23 protein-coding genes are annotated in these 22,204 nt (G+C 75.8%); 9 read left to right on the forward strand and 14 right to left on the reverse strand.

Going from position 1 to position 22,204, the window contains the following annotated elements:
- Nucleotides 1–33: 33 nt before the first annotated feature.
- Entirely contained in the window at nt 34–1,071 is a 1,038-nt protein-coding gene (locus AB0G14_RS26750; RefSeq protein ID WP_357701910.1) for an ABC transporter substrate-binding protein, read from the forward strand.
- Entirely contained in the window at nt 1,068–1,913 is an 846-nt protein-coding gene (locus tag AB0G14_RS26755; RefSeq protein ID WP_357701912.1) for a siderophore-interacting protein, read from the forward strand. Before AB0G14_RS26750 ends, AB0G14_RS26755 begins: the two co-directional genes overlap by 4 nt.
- Before the next feature lie 83 nt (nt 1,914–1,996).
- Here the strand turns inward: AB0G14_RS26755 and AB0G14_RS26760 are convergent, their stop codons facing one another.
- Nucleotides 1,997–2,482 (reverse strand): GNAT family N-acetyltransferase, encoded by a 486-nt coding sequence (locus tag AB0G14_RS26760; protein WP_357701914.1) that lies wholly within the window; start codon nt 2,480–2,482, stop codon nt 1,997–1,999.
- A 99-nt stretch (nt 2,483–2,581) separates the two neighbouring features.
- Nucleotides 2,582–4,135, reverse strand: a complete 1,554-nt coding sequence (locus AB0G14_RS26765; RefSeq protein WP_357701916.1) for an NAD(P)/FAD-dependent oxidoreductase — start codon at nt 4,133–4,135, stop codon at nt 2,582–2,584.
- A gap of 230 nt (nt 4,136–4,365) precedes the next feature.
- Between AB0G14_RS26765 and AB0G14_RS26770 the strand changes: the two genes are divergently transcribed.
- The 3 genes from AB0G14_RS26770 (at nt 4,366) to AB0G14_RS26780 (ending at nt 8,258) form a co-directional block, all read left to right on the forward strand.
- A complete protein-coding gene (locus tag AB0G14_RS26770; protein ID WP_357701919.1) occupies nt 4,366–5,625 on the forward strand; it encodes a hypothetical protein in 1,260 nt (419 codons plus the stop codon).
- A gap of 123 nt (nt 5,626–5,748) precedes the next feature.
- Entirely contained in the window at nt 5,749–7,134 is a 1,386-nt protein-coding gene (locus AB0G14_RS26775) for an FAD-linked oxidase C-terminal domain-containing protein (RefSeq protein WP_357701921.1), read from the forward strand.
- Entirely contained in the window at nt 7,131–8,258 is a 1,128-nt protein-coding gene (locus AB0G14_RS26780) for a (Fe-S)-binding protein (RefSeq protein ID WP_357701923.1), read from the forward strand. The genes AB0G14_RS26775 and AB0G14_RS26780 overlap by 4 nt, the downstream gene beginning before the upstream one ends.
- 26 nt (nt 8,259–8,284) lie before the next feature.
- Here AB0G14_RS26780 and AB0G14_RS26785 read toward each other — a convergent pair whose 3' ends face one another.
- The 3 genes from AB0G14_RS26785 to AB0G14_RS26795 are packed head-to-tail and all read right to left on the reverse strand — an operon-like array spanning nt 8,285 to nt 11,765.
- Entirely contained in the window at nt 8,285–10,567 is a 2,283-nt protein-coding gene (locus AB0G14_RS26785; RefSeq protein WP_357701925.1) for an ABC transporter permease, read from the reverse strand.
- Nucleotides 10,564–11,244, reverse strand: coding sequence for an ABC transporter ATP-binding protein (locus tag AB0G14_RS26790; protein WP_357701927.1), 681 nt, complete (start codon nt 11,242–11,244; stop codon nt 10,564–10,566). The genes AB0G14_RS26785 and AB0G14_RS26790 overlap by 4 nt, the downstream gene beginning before the upstream one ends.
- The gene (locus tag AB0G14_RS26795; RefSeq protein ID WP_350707260.1) at nt 11,241–11,765 is read right to left on the reverse strand and encodes a PadR family transcriptional regulator; all 525 of its coding nucleotides are present in this window, start codon (nt 11,763–11,765) and stop codon (nt 11,241–11,243) included. The genes AB0G14_RS26790 and AB0G14_RS26795 overlap by 4 nt, the downstream gene beginning before the upstream one ends.
- 78 nt (nt 11,766–11,843) lie before the next feature.
- Here AB0G14_RS26795 and AB0G14_RS26800 point away from each other — a divergent pair, with 78 nt between their 5' ends.
- Nucleotides 11,844–12,419, forward strand: coding sequence for a GNAT family protein (locus AB0G14_RS26800; protein WP_357701931.1), 576 nt, complete (start codon nt 11,844–11,846; stop codon nt 12,417–12,419).
- Here the strand turns inward: AB0G14_RS26800 and AB0G14_RS26805 are convergent.
- Nucleotides 12,390–12,974 (reverse strand): ATP-dependent endonuclease, encoded by a 585-nt coding sequence (locus tag AB0G14_RS26805; RefSeq protein WP_357701933.1) that lies wholly within the window; start codon nt 12,972–12,974, stop codon nt 12,390–12,392. The two genes, AB0G14_RS26800 and AB0G14_RS26805, sit on opposite strands and share 30 nt — an antisense overlap.
- Nucleotides 12,975–13,033: 59 nt before the next feature.
- Nucleotides 13,034–13,819, reverse strand: a complete 786-nt coding sequence (locus AB0G14_RS26810; RefSeq protein ID WP_357701935.1) for an RNA ligase family protein — start codon at nt 13,817–13,819, stop codon at nt 13,034–13,036.
- A 166-nt stretch (nt 13,820–13,985) separates the two neighbouring features.
- On the opposite strand from AB0G14_RS26810, the gene AB0G14_RS26815 reads away from it, so the two are divergent.
- Nucleotides 13,986–14,411 (forward strand): type II toxin-antitoxin system Phd/YefM family antitoxin, encoded by a 426-nt coding sequence (locus tag AB0G14_RS26815; protein WP_357701938.1) that lies wholly within the window; start codon nt 13,986–13,988, stop codon nt 14,409–14,411.
- A 46-nt stretch (nt 14,412–14,457) separates the two neighbouring features.
- Here AB0G14_RS26815 and AB0G14_RS26820 read toward each other — a convergent pair whose 3' ends face one another.
- Genes AB0G14_RS26820 through AB0G14_RS26835 form a run of 4 tightly spaced genes read right to left on the reverse strand, consistent with a single transcriptional unit; the run spans nt 14,458 to nt 17,568 of the window.
- Nucleotides 14,458–15,522: an ABC transporter ATP-binding protein gene (locus AB0G14_RS26820; RefSeq protein WP_357701940.1), complete on the reverse strand. Its 1,065-nt coding sequence runs from the start codon at nt 15,520–15,522 to the stop codon at nt 14,458–14,460.
- The gene (locus AB0G14_RS26825; RefSeq protein WP_350707271.1) at nt 15,519–16,331 is read right to left on the reverse strand and encodes an ABC transporter permease; all 813 of its coding nucleotides are present in this window, start codon (nt 16,329–16,331) and stop codon (nt 15,519–15,521) included. The genes AB0G14_RS26820 and AB0G14_RS26825 overlap by 4 nt, the downstream gene beginning before the upstream one ends.
- Nucleotides 16,328–17,098, reverse strand: coding sequence for a molybdate ABC transporter substrate-binding protein (modA, locus tag AB0G14_RS26830; protein WP_357701975.1), 771 nt, complete (start codon nt 17,096–17,098; stop codon nt 16,328–16,330). Before modA ends, AB0G14_RS26825 begins: the two co-directional genes overlap by 4 nt.
- Before the next feature lie 44 nt (nt 17,099–17,142).
- Nucleotides 17,143–17,568 (reverse strand): TOBE domain-containing protein, encoded by a 426-nt coding sequence (locus AB0G14_RS26835; protein ID WP_357701943.1) that lies wholly within the window; start codon nt 17,566–17,568, stop codon nt 17,143–17,145.
- Between the two features lie 353 nt (nt 17,569–17,921).
- Here AB0G14_RS26835 and AB0G14_RS26840 point away from each other — a divergent pair, with 353 nt between their 5' ends.
- The gene (locus AB0G14_RS26840) at nt 17,922–19,106 is read left to right on the forward strand and encodes a transporter substrate-binding domain-containing protein (RefSeq protein WP_357701945.1); all 1,185 of its coding nucleotides are present in this window, start codon (nt 17,922–17,924) and stop codon (nt 19,104–19,106) included.
- The gene (locus AB0G14_RS26845) at nt 18,998–20,107 is read left to right on the forward strand and encodes a hypothetical protein (RefSeq protein WP_357701948.1); all 1,110 of its coding nucleotides are present in this window, start codon (nt 18,998–19,000) and stop codon (nt 20,105–20,107) included. The genes AB0G14_RS26840 and AB0G14_RS26845 overlap by 109 nt, the downstream gene beginning before the upstream one ends.
- 87 nt (nt 20,108–20,194) lie before the next feature.
- Here the strand turns inward: AB0G14_RS26845 and AB0G14_RS26850 are convergent, their stop codons facing one another.
- The 3 genes from AB0G14_RS26850 to AB0G14_RS26860 all read right to left on the reverse strand — a co-directional run bounded on the left by AB0G14_RS26850 (nt 20,195) and on the right by AB0G14_RS26860 (nt 22,192).
- Entirely contained in the window at nt 20,195–20,587 is a 393-nt protein-coding gene (locus tag AB0G14_RS26850; protein ID WP_357461714.1) for an SCO5389 family protein, read from the reverse strand.
- 166 nt (nt 20,588–20,753) lie between these two features.
- A complete protein-coding gene (gene smpB / locus AB0G14_RS26855) occupies nt 20,754–21,248 on the reverse strand; it encodes an SsrA-binding protein SmpB (RefSeq protein WP_350707279.1) in 495 nt (164 codons plus the stop codon).
- 50 nt (nt 21,249–21,298) lie between these two features.
- Nucleotides 21,299–22,192, reverse strand: a complete 894-nt coding sequence (locus AB0G14_RS26860) for a LysR substrate-binding domain-containing protein (RefSeq protein WP_357701952.1) — start codon at nt 22,190–22,192, stop codon at nt 21,299–21,301.
- Nucleotides 22,193–22,204: the final 12 nt, after the last annotated feature.

Raw genomic sequence — 22,204 nt, forward strand, 5'->3', positions numbered from 1 at the left:
TCCTTCGCCCGACCCTGATCGAAAGACACCGCCATGCCGCATCCCGTGTCCGCCCGCCGACTCTCCCGCCGGGGCCTGCTCGCCGCCGGTGGCGCCGCCACCCTGGCCGCCCTGCTCGCCGGCTGCGGCCGGGACGACGACTCTGCCGCCCCCGCCGCCGCCGGCTCCGGCGGACCCTGGTCGTTCACCGACGACCGCAACGAGAAGGTGAGCGCCGCCAACCGCCCGACCCGGGTGGTCGCCTTCACCGGGGTCGCCGCGGCGCTGGTCGACTTCGGACTCGACAAGCAGGTCGTCGGCGTGTTTGGCGAGACGAAGCGCGCCGACGGCACCGCCGAGCCGCAGGCCGGCGACCTGAACGTGGACGCCGTGGAGGTCCTCGGCAACGTCTGGGGCGAGTTCAGCCTGGAGAAGTACGCGGCCCTGCGACCGGAACTGCTCGTCACCCACATGTACGACCCGGGCGCCCTGTGGTACGTGCCGGACGAGAGCAAGGACAAGATCCTCCCGCTCGCCCCCAGCGTCGCGATCACCACCGCCCGGGTGCCGATGACCAAGCCGATCGAGCGGTACGCGCAGCTCGCCGAGTCCCTCGGCGCCGACCTGTCCGCCAAGAAGGTCACCGACGCCAAGGCCCGCTTCGAGGCCGCCGCCGAGGCGGTCCGCCAGGCGGTCAGGGCGAACCCGGGCATCAAGGTGCTCGCCTGCTCCGGCAGCCCCGACCTGTTCTACGCCTCCAACCCCAAGGTCAGCACCGACCTGATGTACTTCGCCGAGCTGGGCGTCGACATCGTCGTCCCCACCAAGCTGGAGGCCGGCGACTACTTCGAGGCGCTCAGCTGGGAGAACGCGGGCAAGTTCCCGGCCGACCTGCTCCTGCTGGACAACCGCAACACCGCCCTGCAGCCCAAGGACATGGCCAGCAAGCCGACCTGGCAGCAACTCCCCGCGGTCAAGGCCAACCAGATCACCCCGTGGGACGCGGTGCCCCGCTTCTCGTACGCCGGCGCCGCGCCGCTGCTGGAGAACCTGGCCACCGCCATCCGGAACGCGAAGAAGGTGACCGCGTGACCACGGCGGTCGCCCTCCAGTACCGCTTCTACGCCGCGCAGGTCGTCGGCGCGCGGCGGATCGGCGCCTCCCTGATCCGGGTCACCCTCGGCGGGCCGGAACTCGCCGACTTCGCCGGCGGCGGCCGGGACCAGAGCGTCTCCCTGTTCCTGCCGCACCCCGGCCAGCCCGCGCCGGTGCTCCCGGTCGAGGCGGGGGAGGACTGGTTCGGCGCGTACCGGGCGATGGACCCCGACGTGCGCGCGGTGATGCGCTCCTACACCATCCGGGAGCAGCGGCCCGAGCTCGCCGAGGTGGACATCGACTTCGTCAGCCACGGCGACACCGGCCCCGCCTCCCGCTGGGCGGGGCAGGCCCTGCCGGGCGACCGGGTGGTGCTGCTCGGCCCGGCCGTGCGCGACAACCGCAGCGTCTGCTTCCGCCCGCCGGCCGGCGCCGACTCGGTCCTGCTGGTCGCCGACGAGACCGCGCTGCCCGCCGCCGCCGGGATCCTGGCCTGGCTGCCGGCCGACACCCCGGTCCGGGCCTGGATCGAGGTGCCCGACGCGGCGGACATCCAGGACCTGCCCACCGCCGCGCAGGCCGAGGTGACGTGGGTCGTCCGGGGCGGCACCGCCCCCGGCAGCACCCTGCTGGCGGATGCGGTCCGCGCCGCCCGGCTGCCGGCCGGCACCCCGTACGCCTGGGTCGCCGGCGAGTCGTCGATGGTGCGCGCGGTGCGGCGGCACCTCGTCGGCGAGCGCGGCCTCGACCGGCGTCACGTCACGTTCGCCGGCTACTGGCGTCGCGGCGCCTCGGAGGAAGACCTGCGCGCCGAGGCGACCGCCGCGGCGGTCGCCTGACGGTCGGCGGCCCGGCGGCGGCCCGGCAGCGGCGGCGGCAGCGGTGGTTCCGGCGCCGCCCCGGTGGACCGGGCGGCGCCGGGTCAGAACTCCCGGTACATCACGTGCAGGCCGACCCGGCCGAGGGTGGGGTGCGCGAACGCGCCGGGCACGGTGCCGATCACGGCGAAACCCTCGCGCCGGTACAGCTCGACGGCCGAGGTGTTCGTCTCGACCACCGCGTTGAACTGCATGCCCGCGTACCCGCGGTCGCGGGCCCAGTCGAGCGCGTGCCGGCACAGCGCCGTGCCCACGCCCCGGCCGCGCGCCGCGCGGTCGACCATGAAGCTCGCGGTGGAGACGTGCGACCCCGGCCCGGGGCGGTTGGTGCCCATCTTGGCGGTGCCGAGCACCCGGTCGCCGTCGACCGCCACCACGGTGCGGCCCGGCGCGGCCTCCACCCACATGTCGTACGCCTGCTCGGCGGTCATCTCCGGGTCGTAGGGGAAGGTCTCCCGCGACCGGACCACCTCCCGGACGATCGGCCACACCTGGGCCCAGTCGGCCTCGTCGAACTCGCGGATCAGCACGCCGGCACCCTAGGGGGCCGCCACCGGGCCGGCAAGGCGTTTCCGGCGGGACCGGACCGCGCACGACAGCGTGTCGCCGACGCCTCGCCGGCGGGCGGCTCAGCCGAGGCGTACCTGCGCCGGCCGTTCGGGCTGGGAGGCGCCGTCGAGCGTGGTGCCGGCCGGGGCGACGGGCCGGGCCGGCATGATGGGGGCGTCCCGGCCGGTGCCCCCGCGGCCGTTCCCGTCGCGCGTCGACTCCTCGTGGTAGTCCTGCTCCACGTTGACCGACCAGACGTCGTGGCGGGTCCCGCAGGCGATGTTCTCGGCGGTCAGCATCGCCGTGAGCATCGAGTGGTCCTGGTTGTTGTAGCGGTGCATGCCGTTGCGGCCGACCGGGTGCACGTTCGGCACCTCCCGCGCCAGCCAGTCCCGGATCACGTCCACGTTGCGCTGGTAGCGCTCGTCGTAGACCGGGTAGGCCTTCGGCATCCGCACCACGTACCCGGCCTCGACGACGCCCGGCCGGACCAGGCCGAGCCGCTCCAGCTCGGCCGTCGCGGCGGCGACCAGCTCGGCGTCCGGCGTACGCCAGGTCTCGTCGTCCTCGAAGACGAAGTACTCCAGCCCCAGGCAGGTGCGGCCGTCCTTGACCAGGTGCGGCGACCACGAGCCGAAGTTCTGGATCCGGCCGACCTTGACCGCCGGGTCGTGCACGTAGATCCAGTTGTCCGGGAACGAGAACTCCTCGGGCACCACGAGCGCGACGGTCAGGAAGTCCCGGTACCGCAGGTCGGCCGCGGCGGCCAGCACCTCCGGCGGGGCGGCCGGGCGCAGCGCGGCCACCAGTTCCGAGATCGGCATCGAGGAGACGACGTGCTCGGCGGGCTCGGTCCGCTGCCCGCCCACCCCGTTGACGGTGACCGCCACCGCCCGGCGGCGCGTCGGGTCGCGGTGCACGGCGGTCACCCAGCTGCCGGTCTCCACCCGGCCGCCGCGCCGGCGGACCTCCTCGGCGCAGCGTTCCCACATCATCCCCGGGCCGAGCTTCGGATACTGGAACTCCTCGATCAGGCTGGTCACGTCCTTGCGGTTGCGCCGGGGCAGCACGGCGTTGCGCACCGCCTTGGCCAGCGACAGGTTCTTGATCCGCTGCGCGGCCCAGTCGGCCTGCAACCGGTCGGCCGGCATCCCCCAGACCTTCTCGGTGTACGTCTTGAAGAACATCGAGTACAGCCGCCAACCGAACCGGGCCGAGACCCAGCCCTCGAAGTGCGACTGGTCCTTCGGCGGGCGCAGCCGGGCCCAGGCGTACGAGCCCATGCACAGCGCCGCCTCCCGGACGCCCAGGTTGCGCAGGGCGTTCGCGGCACTCAGGGGGTAGTCGAACAGCGCGCCCCGGTAGTAGATCCGGCTCATCCGGGGCCGCAGCAGGAAGTCCTCGTCGGGCAGGATCTCGTGCCAGAACTCCTCGACCCGGGCGACCTTGGTGAAGAACCGGTGCCCGCCGATGTCGAAGCGCCACCCGTCCCGTTCGACGGTGCGGCTGATCCCGCCCACCACGTCGTCGGACTCGAACACCCGGACCGGGGCGCCCCGCCGGAGCAGCTCGTACGCCGCGGTCAGGCCCGCCGGTCCCGCGCCGATGACCACCGTGCCGTGCTGTTCGTCCATGCCGTGCCGCTCCCTGCTTCCGCCTGCCGGAGGCGGCCCGCTTACCCGGCATCGGCCCGAACTCACCCCGGATCCGGATGCCGGTTCCGCCGCCCGGCGACCTGGCCGGGCGGCCACCCCGGCCCCGAGCGCGCCGCCGGGTGGCCGGGCCGGCGCGCCGCGTACACGTGTCAAGCGCCCCGAAACGGGGATGTGGCACCGTTCTGGCGGCCGGATCGGGAGACGCGGTGATGGACAGGTGGCGGGCCGTCGCGGACGCGCGGCGGCGAGCCGGGCGCCTGCCCGCCCGGCTCGCCCGGCGTGGCCACGACCTGCGGCGCGCCGCCGTGCGGGCCGCCGACCGGGTGCCGGCGCCGTGGCTGTTCGTCGTCGGCGTCTTCCTCGGCACCAAGATCGTGCTCAGCCTCGTCGGGGTGCTCGCGTTGAGCGCCTTCGACGACGTGCCGTGGGCGCCGCCGCCGGACGAGACGACGATGCGCGAGCAGCAGCGGGCGGTCTCCGGGCACCGCGGGGTCTCGCTCTGGTTCGCCTGGGACTCGTTCCTCTACGACCACCTGGCCCGGCTCCCGCTCGACGAGCCGTGGCGGGATTTCGGCTTCCCGCTGCTCTATCCGTTCCTGGCCCGGCCGCTGGCCCCGCTGCTGGGCGGCAACACCGCGCTGGCGCTGCTGCTCGTCGCCAACGTCGCGTTCCTGCTGATGCTCTACTACGCCCACCGGCTGGGCGAGCGGCTGCTCGGCGACGACGCCGCGGCCCGCCGGTTCGTCCGCTACCTGGTGCTGCTGCCGGCCGCGTTCCTGTTCCAGGCGGCGCTGACCGAGTCGCTCTTCCTCTGCCTCGCGCTCGCCGCCTTCCACTACGCCGAGCGGCGGCGCTGGCTGCTCGTGGGCGTCGTGGGGTTCTTCCTGTCGCTGAGCCGCTCGGTCGGGTTCTTCGTGGTGCTCCCGCTGGCCCTGGTGCTGCTGCGGCAGCACGGCTACCGGCTGGGCCCGCGCGCGCTGGGGACGTATTTCCGCGCCGGTTGGCCGCTGGTGCTGGTGCCCGCCGGCTGGCTGACGTTCATGGCGTTCTGCCGGTGGCAGAGCGGCGACTGGTTCGCCTACAAGCACGCCCAGGAGAGGGGCTGGGGCATCTCCGTGCAGAACCCGCTGGCGGTGCTGTGGCACGGCCTGACCGGCACGCCGCCGCGGGACGCCCTGCGGGTGTGGTGCGCCGTCGTGGTGCTGGTGGTCCTGGTCGCGGGCGTCCGCCACCTCGGGCTGCCCTACCTCACGTACGGGTTGATCATGGTCCTGGTGCCGCTGTCGATGGGGCCGCCGGTCTACAAGAGCCTGCTGCGCTACCTGCTCGCCGCGTTCCCGGTGGGCCTGGTGCTGGCCCGCTGGGCCCGGCACGCCACCGCCGACGCCTGGCTGACCGCCGCCCTCGCCCTCCTCCAGGGCGCTCTCTTCGTCACCTGGCTCGCCTACTGGACCCACTTCATCATCTGACGGGCCCGGTGCCGTCTTCACCTGACGGGCCCGGCTCTCTATGATCGGTTGAAAATTTCGCCGACTGTCAGGTCGGAATTGGCAAAAAGCTACGGGCGCGGAACCGCGCCGGGAAGGGCTGGCATGGCGCTGTCCGCGACCGTCCTCGCCGAGCTGCGCGGCATCGTCGGCCCGGCCCACGTGCACGACGCGGCCGGCGACCTCGTGGCGTACGCCCGGGACGCGACCCCGCTCTTCTCGCACCGGCCCGACGCGGTGGTGTTCCCCGCCGACACCGCCGAGGTCGCCGCCGTGCTGGCCCTGGCCACCCGGCACGGGGTGCCGGTGGTGCCGCGCGGCGCGGGCTCCAACCTGTGCGCCGCGACCGTGCCGCTGCACGGCGGGATCGTGCTGGTGCTGACCCGGCTGAACACGATCCTGGAGGTCAGCGCCGACGAGCTGCTGGCCCGGGTGCAGCCCGGCGTGACCAGCGCCGCGCTGGCCGACGCCGCCGCGGCCCGCGGCCTGCTCTGGGCGCCCGACCCGGGCAGCCGCACCGTCGCCACCGTCGGCGGCACCATCGCCACCTGCGCCGGCGGGCTGCGCGGGCTGAAGTACGGGGTGACCCGCAACTACGTGCTGGGCCTGGAGGCCGTGCTGCCCACCGGCGAGGTGATCCGCACCGGCGGTCGGCTGTGGAAGGACGTCGCCGGCTACGACCTGACCCGGCTGCTCACCGGCTCCGAGGGCACCCTCGCGGTGATCACCGAGGCGACGGTGGCGCTGCTGCCCGCGCCCGCGTCGAGCAACACCGGGGTCGCCTACTTCCCGACGCTCGCCGAGGCGGGGGAGGCCGTCGCCCGGGTGATCCGGGCCGGCGTGGTGCCGGCGACGCTGGAGTTCCTCGACCGGGCCTGCATCACGGCGGTGGAGGACTTCGCCCACCTGGGGCTGCGCGCCGACGCGGGAGCGCTGCTGCTCTTCGGCGACGACGGCCCGCCGGACCTGGTCGCCACCCACCTCGACCGGATCGGCGCGGCCTGCGTCGACGCCGGCGCGGTGGAGGTCACCACCGCCCGCGAGGTCGCCCAGGCCGAGGCGCTGCTGGCCGCCCGCCGCTGCGCGCTGCCGGCGCTGTCCCGTCGGGGCGGGGTGACGATCCTGGAGGACGCCACCGTGCCCCGGCCGCGCATCGCCGAGATGGTCGACCGGATCGACGCGATCGCTGTCCGGCACGACGTCGCCATCGCCACCTTCGGCCACGCCGGAGACGGCAACCTGCACCCCACCTGCGTCCTCGACTCCGCCGAGGACCACGATGCGGTACGCCGGGCCGAGGCGGCCTTCGCGGACGTCTTCGCCGCCGCCCTCGACCTCGGCGGCACCATCACCGGCGAGCACGGGGTGGGGGCGGCGAAGCTGCCGTTCCTCGCCGCCCGGCTCGGCGACGACCAGCTCGCCCTGCTGCGCCGGATCAAGAGCGCCTTCGACCCGGCGGGCGTCCTCAACCCCGGAAAGCTGGGCTCGTGACCGGCGACGTGTTCAACCCGGAGCAGCTGTCCCGCTGCATCTCCTGCGGGTTCTGCCTGCCGGCCTGCCCCACGTACGCGATGACCGGCGACGAGGCGTCGTCGCCGCGCGGGCGGATCACGCTGATGCGGGCGCTGCAGGACGGCACCCTGCCCCCGGACGACGACACGCTCGCCGAGCAGTCCTCGTTCTGCCTGGGCTGCCGCGCCTGCGAACCGGTCTGCCCCGCCGGAGTGGAGTACGGCAGCCTGCTGGAGCAGTGGCGGGTGCACCAGTGGCGCGGCCCGCGCCGGCCGCTGGTGGCCCGCGCGCTGATGCTGCTGGTCGAGCAGCGGTGGGTGCTGCGGCTGCTCGGCCTGGTCCGCCGCGCCGCCCACGGCCCGGCCGCCGCCCCGCCGCCCGAGACCGGCCCGGCCGTCGCCCCGTCGTCCGAGCCCGGTGCTGCCGGCGGGCCCGACGCGCAGCTCATGCTGGGCTGCGTCGAGCGGGGCCTGTTCCCGGCGGTCAGCCGGGCCGCCCGGGCGCTCGACCCGGGGCTGGCGGTCCCCACCGCGCAGGGCTGCTGCGGCGCGCTGCACGCGCACAACGGCGACCTGGCCGGCGGCGAGCGGCTGGCCGAGCGCCTCGGCGAGGACCTGCCGGGCACGATCGTCACCACCTCCGGCGGCTGCGCGGCGCACCTCGCCTCCGTGCTCGGCCGCGACCGGGTGCGCGAGCTGTCCACCTGGCTCGCCGACCGGCCCGCCGGCGCGGAGCTGCGGGTGGCCGGCCGGCGCGCCCGGGTCGCCCTGCAGGACTCCTGCCACCTGCGCAACGGCCTCGGCGTCTTCGCCGAGCCGCGGGCGCTGCTGCGCCAGGTCGCCGACTACGTGGAGCTGCCCTCGGCGGCCACCTGCTGTGGCGCCGCCGGCACCTACTCGCTGTTGCGGCCGAAGGAGTCGCGGCGGATCCTGGACGCGAAGCTCGACGAGATCGAGGCCGCCGGGGTGGACCTGGTGGTGGCGGTCAACCCGGGCTGCCTGCGGCAGTTGCGCACCGGGCTGCGCCGGCGCCGGTCCCCCGTCCGGGCCGTGCACCTGGCCGAGCTGCTCACCCGCGTCGAGCCGGCGTCCCGACCGGCCTGAGCGGGTCGGGACGCCGGCTCGCGGCCTCACTCGGTGCGGATGCCGTCCGGCCGGGTCAGCCGCCACAGCGCCGGCAGGCTGAGCCCGGTGACCAGCAGCACCACCGCCGCGCCCAGCCCGGTGGAGATGCCCAGCGCCGGCCAGGCGACCGTGACCGGCTCCCGCACCATGCGCAGCAGCACCGCGCCGAGACCCAGCCCGAAGACCACCGCCAGGACGAGCCCGATCACCACCGGCACGGCGGTCTGCCACAGCACCGACCAGCTCAGCGTGCCGCGCCGGGTGCCGACCGCGACCAGCATCGCCAGCAGCCGGCGGCGCTCCCGTAGCTGCTCCAGCACGCCGACCAGCATGCTGGCCCCGATCAGCAGCAGGGTGACCGCCGCGCCGACGTAGAGGCCGCGCCGGATGTTGACGAACTGGGTGGCCTGCGTGGTCCCGGTCAGGGTGAGCACCGAGGCGAACGGGTCGACGCCGGCGGCGACGTTGCGGACGTGCTCCAGCGCGTCCGGCCGGTCGGGCGCGAGCCGCAGGTACGCGTCCGCGCGCAACGGGCCCAGCCGGGCGGCGTCGACCGCACCGGGGGTGGCCAGCACGCTGGTCTGCGCGTGGCCGGCGGGGCCGGGACGGATCGGCGCCGCCCGGGTGTCCCGGGGGATCTGCCAGGCCGACCCGTCGACGTCCGGCACCGTGACGGTGGCGCCCGGCCGGATCTCCGCCTGCGTCGCCGTGGCGTCGCGGACCAGGAAGACGTCGCCGTCGGCGCACCCGTCGAGCCGGGCGAACTCGGCCAGCGCGGCGCAGTCGCCGATCCGCAGGTCGACCAACGTGCCGCCCCCGGCGGCCCCGACGACGGTCCGCAGGGTGGCGTTGCTGCCGGTCACGCCGGGCGCGGCGGCCAGCCGGCCCAGCGCCGCGGCGGCGTCGGGGCGGGCGGGGAACTCCACCTGCACCTGGGCCCGGGAGGTGTCCTGCCCGGTGGCGACGGTGAACCGGTCGGAGACGCCGGCGAAGAGCATCTGCAGCCCGATGGTGCCCGCCACCGCGACCGCGATGCCGTTGACCAGGCGCGCCGAGGTGGCGCTGTCGAGCTGGATGCGCCGCACCGCGAGCTGCCACGGCACGGGGCCGCCGCGCAGCCGGCGTACCAGCAGGTCCGTCAGCCAGGGCAGCAGGGTGACCACGCCGATCAGCAGCAGCACCGCACCGGCCGCCGTCTGCTGCTCGGCGCCCAGCGGAGCGACTCCGGCGGTGCCGGCCAGCAGCAGCCCGAGCCCGGCGGCCGGCAGCAGCAGCCGCCACGTCAGCCGGCGGCGCACCGGCGTCGCGCGCCGGGTCACCCCGAGCGGCTCGACGAGCACGGTGCGCATGGACACCAGGGTCACCACGACGGCGAGCGCCGGCACCGCCACCACCACGGCGGCGACCAGCGGCAGCGACGGGCGCACGTCCGCGGCGTACACGCTGAGGTCCATCAGGGTGACCAGCGGCACCACCTGGCGGCCGAGCGCGAAGAGCGCGCCGCCGACCGCGACGCCGAGCAGCGCGGCGGTCGCGGCCTCCCCGGCGGCGATCCGCCGGACCATCGCGGCGTCCGCGCCCACCAGCCGCAGCGCGGCCAGCCGCCGGTCGCGGCGTTCGCCGCCGAACCGCACCGCCGCGCCGAGGAAGACGGCGATGGGCAGCAGCAGGACGACGAAGATGACGACCACCAGCACCATCAGCACCGGGCCGAAGCCCTCGCCGGGCATCCCGCCGCCGAACGCGTCCAGCCGGATCGCGTCGTCGTCCGCGCCCAGCCGGTCGCTGCCCAGGTAGAAGGCCAGCTCCCGGGGGCCGGCCAGGCCCTCGTCGCCGATGATCCCGGTGACCCGGGCCCCGCCCAGCCGGGGTGCGAACAGCGCGCCGTCGGCGGAGTCGAGCAGGTCGCGCAGCGCGGGGGAGACCACGACCTCGCCCGCGCGGGGCAGCGTCGCCACGCCCGGCGGCGCCGGTGCGGCCGGCCCCTCGGCCTGCAGCATCCGGCCCCGCACGGGCTGCCCCCGGAACGCGGTGTCGACCTGCCGGAGCAGCAGCGTGTTCGCGGCGGCCGGGATCGGCGCGCCCATCCGCAGGTCGTCGCGGGCGTCGCCGCGCGCCTCGCGGGCGTCCAGCGCGCCGGGCACCGAGGCGGCGAGCAGCAGCATGGCCACCCCGACCCCCACGCCGACCGCCGTCAGCACCGCGCGCAGCCAGCCGTCGCGGCCGCCGGTCAGCACCATGCGGGCGCCCATGGCCAGGTCGGCCGCGCCGTGGCGCAGCCGCGTCACGCCGCGACCTCCAGGTCGCGGGTGCGGCCGTCGCGCACCACCACCTCCCGGTCGGAGTACGCGGCGACCCGCGCCTCGTGCGTCACCAGCACCACCGCCGCGCCGGTCTCCCGGGCGGCAGCGGTGAGCAGCCGCATCACCCGCTCGCCGTTGAGCGAGTCCAGCGCGCCGGTCGGCTCGTCGGCGAAGACCACCCGGGGGCGGGTGACCAGCGCCCGGGCGACCGCCACCCGCTGCCCCTGCCCGCCCGAGACCTCGCCGGGCCGCTTGCCGGCCACCTCGGCGACCTCCAGGCGGTCCAGCCACTCGGCGGCCCGGCGCTCCGCCTCGCGGCGGCCGACCCGGTCCAGCCGCAGCGGCAGCGCCACGTTCTCCAGGCAGGTCAGTTCCGGCACGAGCTGGCCGAACTGGAAGACGAAGCCGAACGACTCCCGGCGCAGCGCGCTGCGCTCGGCGTCGGTGAGGGTCGCGAGGTCACGGCCGGCGAAGGACACCCGGCCGGAGTCGGGCCGGACGATGCCGGCGAGGCAGTGCAGCAGGGTGGACTTGCCGGAGCCCGACGAGCCCATCACGGCGAGCACCTCGCCCTCGTGGACGCGCAGGCTGGCGCCGGCGAGCGCCCGGGTGGGGCCGAACGAGCGGTGCAGGTCCTCGGCGACCAGCAGCGGCGCGGTCACGACCGGACCGCCGCGGCGAGGTCGTCGAGACGGGCGGCGGTCAGCTCCAGCCAGCGCAGGTCGGCCTCCAGGTGGAACAGGGCGTGGTCGCAGATCAGCTGCTCGGCGAGGTCGCCGTCGCGCTTGCGGCGGGTCAGCTCGCGCATCATCCGCAGGTGCTCGCCGCGCTGCACGTCGAGCAGGTCGGCGGCGGAGCGGCCGGTCAGCAGGGCCAGCACCACCTTGGTGTAGAGGATGCTCTGCAGGTAAGGCTCGGGCTTCTCCGCCCGGGCCAGCCACTGCCCGACGTCGGTGACGCCGGCTTCGGTGATCGCGTACCGCTTGCGCTCCGGGCCCTCGCCGGGCTCGACCGCCTCCACCTCCACCAGGCCGCTGCGCAGCAGGCGGGAGAGGGTGGCGTAGACCTGCCCGTACGCGAGCGGGCGGGCGTGGCCGAAGCGCTCGTCGTAGAGGCGTTTGATGTCGTAGCCGTGGCGGGGGGTGGCCTCCAGCAGGCCGAGGAAGGTCTGTCCGATCGACATGGCGGGCACTATACACACCATGTATACGCGGTGTGTATACCGGTAAGGTGTGGCGGCAACCGTCGCATGGGAGGTCACGTGTTCGCCCTGTCCCTGACCGAGGACGTCGAGATGCGTCCCCTCGAACCCTGGCGGGCCGAGGAGTTCCTCGCCCACCTGGACCGGGCCCGCGCGCACATCGCGCCCTGGGTGCCGCCGTCGTTCGTGGCCACCGACCTCGACTCCGCCCGGGCCGTGCTCCAGCGCGCCGCCGACCGGTGGGCGCTCGACGCGGGCGGCATCTGGGGCCTCTGGCGGCAGGGCACGCTGGTCGGCGGGGTCATGCTCGTCTCGTTCGACACGGCGACGGGCGTCTGCGAGGCGGGCTGCTGGTTGGAGCCCGCCGCCGAGGGCCACGGGCTGGTCAGCCGGGCGGTGGAGCGGATCGTCGACTGGGCCGTCGAGGAACGGGGCATCCACCGGGTCGAGTGGCGCACCAACGCCCGCAACGCCCGCAGCATCGCCACCGCCAAGCGGCTGGGCATGCGCCACGACGGGACGCTGCGCGCGGTCTACCCCGGCCCGGACGGGCGGATCGACCTTCAGGTGTGGTCGGTGCTGGCGCCCGAGTGGCGGGCCCGCCGGTCAGACGTGGGCGAGCACCGCGTCGAGTGAGCGGGGCACCCGGTCCGGCTCCAGCGCGCCCACCAGCAGCTTCGCGTACGCGCTCTTGCGGCCGGACCGGGTGCCGAGGAACCGGCGCAGCTGCGCCTCGACGGCGCGCCCCTGCTGGGCCGGCTGCCGCTGGAACAGCTGGAACGTGCGCAGCTCACCCTCGGCGGCGATGACCTCCCGCACCCCGGCCACGCCGACCGCGCGGATCAGCTCGTCCTCCAGGTCGGCCACGCAGGCGTGGAACCCCAGGGCCGCCAGGTCGGACCGGGACAGGCCGGCGCCGATGCCGCACCGTTCCAGCCCTCGCCGGAAGAAGCCCTCCTCGGCGTCGTCGTAGAGGCCCGCCAGCCGCAGCCCGCGTCCGGACGGGCCGAACAGGTCGAGGAAGTGGCCGATGTTCGTCGCGCCGCCCATCGACACCACCCGTACGCCGTCGGCGTCGAGGTCCCGGCCCCGCCTGGCGGCGAGGGTCTCCAGCGCGACCCGGTCGCTCCTGCCCTCGACGAGCACCACGGCCCGCGCGTCGATCCCGGCCCGGCGCGCCCGGCGGTGCAAGCGAGTTGCGGCGGGGGCCGGGCCGGCGGCGCGTATGGGGGCGCGCCGCCGAGCCGGGGTCAGCGCCCGCCCGCGCGGCGCCTCAGCGTGCGCTCGTAGTCCTGGAACCGCGCCTTGGCGATGACCGAGCGGTCCGCCGCGCGGAGCACCAGCCCCTCGGACCGGCCGGCCGGCCCGTCCAGGGCCACCGTGGTCCGCGGCAGGTGGTCGACGAGGAACGTGTGGGTCTTGTCGATCTCGCGGGGCAGTTCCCCGGTGGCGACGGTGGCGAGGCGGGGCACGGTCGCCAGGCCCAGCGCGTCGGCCCGCGCGACGAGGTCGGCCTCCCCGAGGAAGCGCTGGCCGCCGCCGTCGCGCCAGGCCGAGATCCGCTGGGCCGGCCAGGAGAGCATCGGCGCGGGGTCCTCCAGCACCGCCACGTCGAACAGCCGGTGCCCGACCTGCCGGCTGGCCGTGTAGTGCCGGGAGGCGGCGGTCACCCTGCCGCCGTACACCTCGAGGTAGAAGACCGTGACCCGGTCGTCGGCCGCCGCGCCGGTCAGCCGCTCGGCCACGTCGCGCAGCGCGTCGACGATGCCCAGCGCCGGGTTGCCGATCAGGTCGCCACGCGCGTACAGCAGCTCCTCCCGGCTGCCGATCAGGTACGCGCCGTCGGGCAGCACGACGATCCGGGCGTTCGTCCCGTCGACCTTCTCGGTGAGGGTGACCGGCCCGGTGAACTCGACGCACTCCGCCAGCAGCCCGCCGTCGCGGGGGGCGAGGGCGTGGTAGGTCGGGATCGACGGGTACTTGGTCAGCGAGTTGATCGCCCGCAGGTCGACCGTCCGGACGTCGAGGCTGGACACGGCATCCTCCTGGGTGGCAGGTCCGCCGCACCGGGGCTGCGGCGCGGCGCCGGGCGGGCAGCGTAACCGCCCGCGCCGGGACGCCTCGCGGCAATTTTCGGCCCGCCGTGTCCACCCTGGACCGCCGAGGGGCGGAAATGTCGTACCCGGCGGCGACCATCCATCCATGGCTGTCCCCGCTCTCACCCCGCACACCGACCAGCCGCGTTCGGTGCCGCTGCGCGAGGCGCGCACCCGGTTCACCCAGCTCGTCGCGCTGGCCGAGCTGACCGACGCCGTCACCGTCGTCACCCGCGACGGCGATCCCCGACCGGTCGCGGCGATCGTGCCGGCCGCCGCCGCCCGCACGGCCGCCCAGGCCCGCGCCGACGCGGACCGCCTCGCCGCCGTGACCGCCGGCTGGGCCCGCCGGCTCGACGAGGCGCACCGGCGCAGCAGCCGGCGGCACTCCGCCGAGCTGCGCGCGGTCACCGCCGCCCTCGCCGAGGCGTGGGCCGAGCTCGACCGCCGCGTCCGGCCGGGCAGCGACCCCGACCTCGCCAGGCTGCGCGCCGCCCACGCCGACCTGCTGGCCGCCGACCCAGCGCCCTGACAGCGGCGATCCCGCGCCCTGACGGCGCCGCGCCGCGTCGGCGGCGTCAGACGGCGGGGTAGGCGTGGGTCTCCGCCGCCTTGACGGCGGCCCAGACCGGCTGCCCCGGAGCCAGCCGGAGCTGGGCGGCGGCGGCCGGGGTGACGTCCGCCGCCACCTCGACCGGCCCGTCGAGCCGCACCCGCAGGTTGTCTCCGTGCCGCTGCACCCCGACCACCGTCGCCGCCCAGGTGTTGCGCGGGCTGCCCTCCGGCCGGGACGGGTGCAGGGCCACCGCCGACGGCCGGAAGGCGACGAACGCGTCCCCGTCGATGCGGTCGGCGACGGTGAGGGTCAGCCCGTCGGCGACCCGGACGCGGTGCCCGTCGGCGCGGCCCCGATGCAGGTTCAGCCCGACCAGCCGGGCCACGTAGTCGGTGCGGGGCCGCGCGGTGACCGTCGCGGCGTCCCCCTCCTGCACCACCCGCCCCTCCTCGACGATCACCAGCCGGTCGGCCAGCACCAGGGCGTCCAGCGGATCGTGGGTCACCAGCAGGGTGGCCCCCGGGTGCGCGGCGAGGTGCCGGTGCAGCTCCGCCCGGGTGTCCAGCTTGGTGCGCGCGTCGAGGGCGGCGAGCGGCTCGTCCAGCAGCAGCAGCGCCGGCGCGACGGCGAGCGCGCGGGCCAGCGCCACCCGCTGCGCCTGCCCGCCGGAGAGCTGCCGGGGCCGGCGGTGGGCGTGCTCGGCCAGGCCGACCCGGTCCAGCCAGGCGCGGGCGGTCTCCCGGGCGGCGCGCCGGTCGGCACCGTGCCGCCGCGGCCCGAACGCCACGTTGTCCAGGGCCGTGAGGTGCGGGAAGAGCAGGTAGTCCTGGAACACCACGCCGACGGGTCGGCGCTCCGTCGGCGTCCAGGCGCGCCGTGCCGGCCGGTCCAGGTCGACCCCGTCGAGGGTGAGGTGGCCGGCGGTCAGCGGGAGCAGGCCCGCGAGGGCCCGCAGTGCGGTGGTCTTGCCCGCGCCGTTGGGGCCGAGCAGCGCGACGACCTCGCCGGCGGCGACCCGCAGCGGCACGTCGAGGCGGAATCCGCCCCGGTCCACGACGAGGTGGGCGTCGAGCAGGGGCGCGCTCACGGGCTGGTGATCCAGCGGTCGCGCAGCCCGGCCAGGATGGCCACCGAGACGGTGAGCAGGACGAGACTGAGCACCACGGCGGCCTGCACGTCCGTCTCCAGCGCCAGGTAGACCGCCAGCGGCATGGTCTGCGTCCGGCCGGGATAGTTGCCCGCGAAGGTGATGGTGGCGCCGAACTCGCCGAGCGCCCGGGCCCAGCACAGCACCGCCCCGGCCGCCAGGCCGGGGGCCACCAGGGGCAGGGTGACGTGGGTGAACGTCGTCCACCGGCCCGCGCCGAGGGTCGCCGCCGCCTCCTCGTACCGGCGGTCCGCGCCGCGCAGCGCGCCCTCGACGGCGATGACGAGGAACGGCATCGCGACGAACGCCTCGGCCAGCACGACGCCGGCGGTGGTGAACGGCAGGGTGATCCCGAAGGTCGCGTCGAGCCAGCCGCCGAGTAGGCCCCGCCGGCCGAAGACCAGCAGCAGCGCCACCCCGCCCACCACGGGCGGCAGCACCAGCGGCACGGTGACGAGGGCGCGTACGAGGCGGCGGCCGGGGAACTCGACGCGGGCCAGCAGCCACGCCAGCGGCACCCCGAGCAGCAGGCAGAGCAGGGTGGCGAGGGTGGCGGTCAGCAGGGACAGCCGCAGCGCGGTGAGCACGCCCGGCTCGGTGAGCCGCTGCGGCAGGGTGGCCCACGGCGTACGGGCCAGCAGCCCGACCAGCGGCAGGACGAGGAACGCCAGGCCGAGCACGGCCGGCAGCAGCAGGGCGACCGGCACCCCGGCGCCGCGCCGTCGCCGCACGCCGTCGGTACGCCTCACGGCACCTGGAAGCCGGCCTCGGTGAGCACCGTCCGCCCTCGCTCCGAGCGGACGTACGCGACGAAGGCCCGCCCGCCGTCCCGGTTGGGCGCGTCCCGCAGCGCCACGATCGGGTAGTCGTTGACGGCGCGGGCGGACTCGGGGAACTCGACGGCGGTCACGTCGGCCGTGGCGGCCAGCGCGTCCGTGCGATAGACGAGGGCCGCGTCGACCTCGCCGAGGCGCACCTTCGACAGCGCGCCCCGGACGTCCTGCTCCAGGGTGACCGGGGTGAGGCTGACCGAGGCGGCGTCGAGTGCCGTGCGCGCCGCCGCGCCGCAGGGCACCTGCTCGGCGCAGAGCGCGACGGTCAGCCCGGGGCGGGTCAGGTCGGCCAGCCCGGTCACGCCGCGCGGGTTGCCCTTCGGCACGGCGACGACGAGCTGGTTGCGGGCGAAGATGGCGGGGTCGCCGTCGGCGTTGCCGGCCTCGGTGACCGTGGCCATGTTCCGCGTCGCCGCCGCGGCGAACACGTCGGCCGGTGCGCCCTGGTTGATCTGGGCGGCCAGCGCCGAGCTGCCGGCGAAGTTGAAGACCACGGTGGTGCCCGGGTGGGCCGCCTCGAAGTCCCGGCCGAGCCGGGTGAACGACTCGGTCAGCGAGGCCGCGGCGAACACCGTCACCGTGCCGCCGACGCCCGTGCCGCCGGCCGGGCCCCCGGCGGCCGAGCCCCCGCCGCCGCAGCCCGCCAGGCCCGCGAGGGCGAGCACCGCCGCCACCGTACGCAGCCAGCGCCGGCCCGGGCGTCCGGGCCGTGGCCGAGGTGTCGCCGTCACGATGTCTGCCTCCCCCTGCTGCTGGCCGGGGTGGTGGCCCGTTCCACCACCACCGTGGTCGACTTGATCACCGCGACGGCCAGCGAGCCGACCCGCAGGTCCAGCTCGTCGACGGCCTCCCGGCTCATCAGCGAGACGATCCGGAACGGCCCGGCCTGGATGTCGACCTGCGCCATGACGGTGTCCTTGACGACGTTGACCACGATGCCGCGCAGCCGGTTGCGGGCCGAGGAGGAATCCGACCGCTCGTCGGGGTCGGCGGCCTGCCCGCGCGCGAACGCGGCGAGGTCGACTCCGTCGATCACCCGGTGCCCGTGCTCGTCGCGGTCGGCGGCGAGCCGGCCGGCGTCCACCCACCGGCGCACGGTGTCGGCGCTGACCCCGAGCAACTCGGCCGCCTCGCCGATGCGGAACATCGTCACCGGGCCATCCTAACCATCCGGCAGATGCGATGGATCAGGCCCCTCTGCCCTCGCGATTGCCGTCTCCTGGGCGGCTGGCCCTGGCGTTCGCGGGAGGCGGCAGGCATCGTGCGGTCGGCGCGCGGGGAGGCGGCATGCGTCGGGGGTGGACGCCGCCGGGGCGGGCGACGTCGACGCACGGCGGGGTCGGCCGGCGGCACGGGCGCCGCCGCCGGCGGGCCGGCGGCACGGGCCGTCACGGCAGGGCGGGTCGGAGAAACGGGTACGTGCCTGGGGCCGGCCAGCGACGCGGGCGCGATTCGGCCGGGGTGTCGACACGGACGGTGTCGGTCGCTTTCCGTACTGTCGCGGCGGTGCGACGTGCACCACAATGGAGGGCTCGCGCGGGCGGCGACCGGGAGGCCGAGTTGGGTCAGGACAAGGAGACCGGCAGCGACTCGCCGGGCCTGCCGGCCGTGGCGGCGGCTGGTGGCGTGTCGCGGTCCCGGCAGGTGCGCCTGGCGGTGCTGCTGCTCCTGCTGGTGGTGGTCGCGGTCGCCGCGGTGCGGGTGATCGTGGCCAGCGGCCCGCCCACCTGGGACGAGCTGCGCGAGCGGGCCGGGCTGACCAACCGCGACAGGCTGCTCATCGGGGTGAAGGACGACCAGCCCGGGGTGGCGCAGAAACTGGAGAACGGCGCGTTCGAGGGCTTCGACATCGACATCGCCTACATGATCGCCGAGGACCTGGGTTTCGACGCGCCGGAGGTGACGCTGCTGCCGATCGAGAGCGAGGACCGGGCCCGACGGCAGGCCCGCGACACCGACGGCAGCTTCGTCACGGTCGACCTGGTCATCGCCTCCTACAGCATCACGGAGGAGCGCCGGGACCAGGGCGTGGTCTTCTCCTTCCCCTACCTGGAGACCGAGCAGTCGGTGCTGACGCGGGCGTCCGACCGCCGGCAGGTCGCCAGCCTGCGGGACCTCGACAGGGCGAAGGTCTGCACGCTGGGGACGTCCACGTCGGAGCAGCGCCTGCGCGAGGCGGGCGCGAACCCGATCGGTCGCAACCGGATCAGCCAGTGCGTCCAGGCGCTCTACGACGGCGAGGTCGACGCCGTCACCACCGACGCGGCGATCCTGGCCGGCTTCGTGGGCCCGCGTCCGCCCGGCGAGCTGCCGCCGGCGACGAAGCTGCTGCGGCGTACGGAGTTGCGGCACTGGGACATCGGCGCGGACGCGGCGGAGAAGTGGGGGGTGAACACGGGGCCCAACCCGGCGATGCGGGACCTCGTCAACCTCTCCCTCTACCAGTCCGCGAAGGGCCCGGACGGCGACCGGTGGAAGGCGGCGTTCGACCGCTATCTGGCCTCGGAGCAGCAGTACAGCAACCCGCAGCAGGTGGCGGTCGGCCGGCAGCCGGAGCCCGACGAGAAGGTGGAGGTGCGGCAGTGGCCGTGGGAGAGATGGGCGCTGCCGTCTCCGAGCCGGCCGCCGTCGGGCGTCCGGACCGCCGCCCGGGCACGAAGCAGGCGCAACAGGCGCAGCAGTGGCTGCTGACGCTGCTGCCCGCGTTCCCGGTGCTGCTGCTCGTGCTGCGGCTGTGGCGGCTCAGCCGGCAGGACATGCCGACGATGCTGCTGCTGGTGCAGTACGTCAGCCCGCTCGGGCTGCTCAGCGCCCTGCTGATCGCGCTGGTGTGGGCGTTCCCGCTGGTCGTGCTGGTGCTGGCCGCCCTCGGCCGGCTGCTCCAGGTCAGCGCGCCTGACCGGTTCGACCCCGAACGCTCGCTGCTCGCCTACGGCACCGTGCGTACCCCCGGCTGGGTCCTGGTGGCGGCGATCGCGCTGGCGGCCCTCACCTGGCAGTTGCGGTTCCTGCCGCTGCTGTTGATGCTCGCCCTCTGGCTGCTGGCGCTGCGGACCCGGCTGCGCCACCCGGACCGGCCCCGCCGGATCCTGGTCACCGGCCTGGTGCTGCCCGTCGTCGCGGGGGCCGCGAGCTACGCCTGCCTGGCGCCGGCCGTCGTGGCCGCCGGCCGGCACGGGGAGCTGGCCACGGCCGTGCTGCTGGTCGTGCCGCCGCTGGGGGCGGCGGTGCTCACCGGCCCGGTGCCGCGCCCCGTCGCCCCGGCGCTGACCCGCACCCTGGCGTACGCGGTGGCGGCGGTGGTGCCGCTGGTGATGGGGGTGGTCTTCCTGCGGGTCCCGCTGCTGCCCGCCGTCGCCGTGGAGGTCGGCGCCGAGTCGGGCCCGGCCCGGGAGGTGGTACGCGGCCAGGCGGTCACCGTCACCGACCGGATGACGATCGTGCTCGACGGGCGGGGCGAGGTGCGCTTCCTGCCCAACGACCTGGTACGCGGCCAGCGGCTCTGCCCCGACCCCGGGCGGATCCCGGTCAGCCGGGTCGACGTGTACGGCTGGCACGTGGAGGAGACGGCGCTGGACTGGATGATCCCCCGGCAGCCGGTGGGCCGGCCGGACCCGCGCTGCCTCGGCCGCCTGCCGGCCCCCGGTCCCGCCGCCCCGCCCGCGCCGCCCTCCTCCCCGGGCCCCCGCTGACCCAACGCGGGCCGCGCGTCCGCGGCCTGTCCGTCGACCGGCGGGCGGCACGGCGTCCCGTCCCGCCCGCGGCCGCGACCGGGCGGGTCAGCAGTTGCGCAGTTCGGGGGACTGGTTGAGCAGCTGGCCCCGGGCGGAGACGAACCGCCGGTAGGCGTCGGAGTCGACGGCCGCCGGGCGGAACGCGGCGACCCGGTGGCAGTTCTGGAACGCGAGCTTCACCTGGAAGTGCCGCTCCAGCCCGGCCCGGATGGCGTCGCTGGCGAGCGCCCGCAGCAGCTGGCCGCGCTCGGCGTCGGTGGGCGGCGGGATCACGTTGTCGGCGTGGTCCGTGCCGGTGGATTCCAGTTCGGCGACCACCCGACTGACGGTCTGCCAGGCGTACGGCAGCGAGTCGCGGACGCAGGCGATGAACTCGGTGTCGTCGACGGGACCGCGCTCGGCGGCGTCGAGCAGGGCGGGGGAGACGGTGAGAGACATGCTTCTCCTCGGGCTCACTGATAATGACTACGATTGCCATTACCGACTCGTGTCGAGCAGACCACGGGCGGCGACGCCCCGTCAAGCACCGACAGGCGCGCCGCGACGACGCAGCGTGACGTGGCGACATCGCAGGCGGTGAACCAGAAAGGGGGTGGCGGTGGGGTCAGCCCCGCCGGGCGGTGCGGCCCTTGAGGCGGCGGCCCAGCTCGCGGGCGATCTCTCGGTCGGCGTCCCGCGCGGCCAGCGCCTGCCGCTTGTCGTACGACTTGCGGCCCTTGGCCAGAGCGAGTTCGACCTTCGCCCAGCCGCCCGCGAAGTACATCGACAGCGGCACCAGGGTCAGCCCGCCCTCGCGGGTCTTCTCCAGGATCCGGGCGATCTCCACCCGGCGCAGCAGCAGCTTGCGGGTCCGTCGGGGCGCGTGGTTGGTCCAGCTGCCGAAGCCGTACTCGGCGATGTGCAGGCCGTGCAGCATGAGCTCGCCGTCGTGTTCCTGGGCGAACGCGTCGACCAGCGACGCCCGGCCCTCGCGCAGCGACTTGACCTCCGTGCCGGCCAGCACGATGCCCGCCTCGTAGGTCTTCAGGATCGTGTAGTCGTGCCGCGCCTTCTTGTTCGAGGCGATCAGCGTGCGCTCGGTCTGCCGGCCCGCGTTCACCCCGTGGAGGATATCCGCCCGGCGCCCCGGGTGACGGGCCCGGTGCCCGTTCAGAGCCGGCGGGCCTCCCCGGCCAGGCCGGCGAGCAGGCGGGCGACCGTGGGCGGGTGGTGCCGCCCGGCGGCGGTGGCCGCGTACACCCGGCGGGCCGGCGCGTCGTCGGCGTGCAGGCGCAGCAGGGCCAGGTCGGCCGGGGCGGCCCGGACCGCCAGCGCCGGCACCAGCGCGACCCCGAGACCGGCCGCCACGCAGCCCAGCTTGCCGGTCCAGTCGGCGGCGACGATGTCCACCCGGGGCCGGAAGCCGGGCGGCATGGTGGCGCGCATCAACGGGTCCTCGCCGCCGGGCGACCCGGCGACGAACGGGTCGTCGGCCAGCTCCGCCAGGCGCACCGTGCGGCGCCGGGCCAGCCGGTGCTGCCGGGCGACCGCGACCAGCAGGCGCTCGTCGAGCAGGTGGTGCAGGTCGAAGCGCCCGGGGTCCAGCGGGCGGTCGGGCGGCGCGCTCACCACGGCGACGTCGGCGTCGCCGGCGAGCAGCCGCTCCAGCAGGTCCGGCGTCCGCCCCTCCACCACCGACAGGGCCACCCGCGGGTGCGCGTCCCGGAATCCGGCCAGCGCGCGCGGCACGAGGGCCGCCATCGCGGTCGGGAACGCGCCCACCCGCAGCCGGCCGCCACCCAGCCCGCGCAGCGCGTCGAGATCCCGGTGCGCGGTGGCCAGCCGCTCCAGCACCGCGTCGGCGTGCGGCAGCAGGCACCGCCCCGGCTCGGTCAGCGCGACGCCGCGCGGAAGGCGGTCGAAGAGCACCACCCCGAGGTCGGCCTCCAGCGCGGCGACCTGCCGGGAGACCGCCGACTGCGTGTAGCGCAGCTCGCGGGCGGCGGCCGTGATCGAGCCGTGCCGGGCCACCGTCCGAAACACCTCCAGGGCCAGCGGTTGCATCCCGCGAGCGTA

The organism is Micromonospora sp. NPDC023814 (genome assembly GCF_040639595.1).
GTDB lineage: Bacteria > Actinomycetota > Actinomycetes > Mycobacteriales > Micromonosporaceae > Micromonospora.